The sequence below is a fragment of the Escherichia sp. MOD1-EC6021 genome (assembly GCF_002965245.1).
Classification (GTDB): Bacteria; Pseudomonadota; Gammaproteobacteria; order Enterobacterales; family Enterobacteriaceae; genus Escherichia; species Escherichia coli_F.
The window spans coordinates 1-2,708 of the sequence record NZ_PTRU01000079.1 but is presented as its reverse complement, the minus strand read 5'-3'; the positions used below and the strand labels follow the sequence as shown (position 1 = coordinate 2,708).

The 2,708-nt window shown below is 64.0% G+C and carries 1 pseudogene; it reads right to left on the bottom strand.

Annotated features, from left to right (window positions below):
- A pseudogene (locus tag BEB54_RS27855) lies at positions 1-2,708 on the bottom strand (hypothetical protein); the annotation flags it as partial.

Genomic DNA, 2,708 nt, shown 5'->3' with positions numbered 1-2,708 from the left:
CCCAGCATCACCGCCAGCTCCGCCGGGAGCGTCACACCCGTGTCCTCCTGCAACACCTCCGCCAGGCTACGGTGCCGCGCCTTCGCCTGTTCGCCATTCTCTGTTTCGATTCTCAGGAGCGGCGTAAAGCTCCCCGGCTCGTATACCGTCTGGATACGCGTGGTGCCGGTCTGTACCGTCGTCAGCCTGTCGCCGTCCCACCCGTACCAGGTCACCTCCGGTTTACGCGACAGCGACATCCACCCCGTCAGGTCACGCTCCCGTCGCCACACCCGTTTTCCCGTCCTGCGGCCCAGCGGGTCATACAGGTAGCGGCTCTCCACCTGCGGCTCACCATGCTGTATCCACGTGTAGAACACCAGACGGTGCTGGCTGTCGTAATGGTAGTGGTGGGTGCGCTCGTCGTGCATCCGTATCACCCCTTCCGGGATACGGTCCGTCTTCTCCGCCAGCCTGCCGTACTCATCGTGGCGGTAGACATAGTGCGCATCTTCCGCGATGCGGTTATCCGGCCACGCCGTGAAGGTGCTGTCCGGGTGCAGTTCCGGGTCCGGCAGCCGGTTTCCTGCCGGGTCTGTTGCATACGGGATATCGATATCCAGGTTCGCTGCCGTGGTGTGGACGCCCGTCAGCCTTCCCGTGTCGCTGTAACGGTACGCCCGGCTCTCCTGCGGGCCGCTGATACGCACCAGTTGCCCGTTATCATTCCACGTATACTCACGGTCAAGCTGCGGAAGGTTCAGGTGCCTGCTCCGGAGCTGGCCTGTGAGGGTGTATGTGCTGGTCAGTTCATATGCGGCATTACTGCCTGCCATGCTGCCGAAGCTGCGCACCGTCTCACGGTGCAGCCTGTCCCGCGTGTACTCGACCAGCGGCGTTCCGCCCAGCTTCATCCCCGCAAGATAACCGCTGCCATACGTCAGCCACTCCACCGGCGGCAGACCGTCCGGCTCCTGACGGGTCGCCAGCCCCTGTTCGCTGTACGCGTGCCCCGTCTCATGCTCCCACAGCATCTCCCCCGTCTCCGGGTTCTCCACCGTCTGCCGTTCGCCCGTCAGGCGGCCTTTATCGTCATAGCCGTAGTGGACCGCCACACGGTGGCCTTCACTGGTATGGCTGAGGGTGGCTAACCATCCGTGGTCATCATACTGCCACTGCTCTGCCGCTTCGCCGTTCACCGTCCGGTGCGTGATGCGGTCCGACGCATCGTAGTGCCAGAGGGTGATAAGTCCCTCGTCTTCACTGCGGACAAGCTGCCCTGTGGCGCTGTACCGGTAACGCTGTGTCCGTCCGTCAAAGCCACGCTGCTCCGTCAGCCTGTCCACCGGGTCATACAGGAACGTGGACTGGCTGCCGTTCTCGTTGGTCAGCGTGGTGATGCGCCCGGCGGCGTCATACCCCATGCTGCGCGTCAGACCGCCCTGCGTGGTGCTGATAGCTTTACCCCACGCATCATACTGTGTCTCACTGCGGCTGCCGTTCGGGGCAATGATAGCGGTGAGGTCGCCTGCGGCGCTGTACTCATAACGGGTTTCACGCCCCTGCACATCCTTCTGACTGACCAGTTGACCACGCGGGTTATAACTGCTGTAAGTGCTGATGCCTTCTTCCCGGTGAACCGCCGTCCTCTGACCGTACCGGTCGTACTCATACCGTGTCGTGTACCCCGAGCAGTCCGTGAAGGCCAGCAGTTGACCGTAGCGGCTCCATGCCATCTGTTTTGTACTGCCCGTCGCATCCTGTATCCCTGTCGGCAGCTCACTCGCCGGGTCATCATAGCTGTACCGCGTCGTCTCACCGCTGCGCGAGGTCTCCGCCGCCAGCCTTCCCTTCTCATCATACTCCCGGCTGCTGCGAAGCCCGTCCGGGTACGTCACTGACGTCACCTGCCGCTGGCTGTTGTAGCCATACCGCACCGTCCTGCCGTCCGGCCCCGTCACCGCCGTCACCGCGCCCGACGCCATATGTATCCGGTACTCCGTCCGCCGTCCCGCCGCATCCGTCTGCGCCTTCAGCCTCCCCGCCTCATCATACCCGCTGCGGGTGATGCTCCCGTCCGCATGCTCCTTCTTCACCACACGCTTCAGGCCACCCTCGCCCTCCGTGTACAGCACCTCCCGCCTGTTCAGGCTGTCCGTGATGGTCACACGGTCCTGCCCGTACTCAAAGCGGTAGTCCAGTCCCTCCGGGTTGACCTGCTCCGTCACCCGCCCGGTATCATCATACCGGTAGCGGCTCTCCGGCCTCCCCGCATAATGGTGCGCCACCATCCGCCCGGCGTGCTCCGCATCATAAGTAAACCCGCGCACCTGCGTCCCGCTGCGGTCATACACCGCCAGCAACTCACCGCTGGCCGTGTACGTGTAGCGCGCCAGCGGCGCAGTCGGCTGTTCATCCGGGTATGCCGGGTCGTGTGTCAGCCACACCGCCTCCAGCCGGATACCGTTATCGGCACCGTATTCTGTACCGGCGGGCAGCGTGTCGGGGAAAACCTGAGAAGAGGAAACAGAACGGGGACCGGCTGGAGAAGATAAAGAAGAGGCGCGCTGTTTACGGAAGGCTTCCGCCCGCTGCGCCTGCGTGCTCAGCGCCAGGTGAAAACAGCGGCCCGCGCCGTCCGTCACCCCCGTCACCGCACCCGCCACGTCACCCTCTGCCACCCGGTGGAAAGTCATCGTCCGACCAAAGCCATCCACCACGCCCGTCAG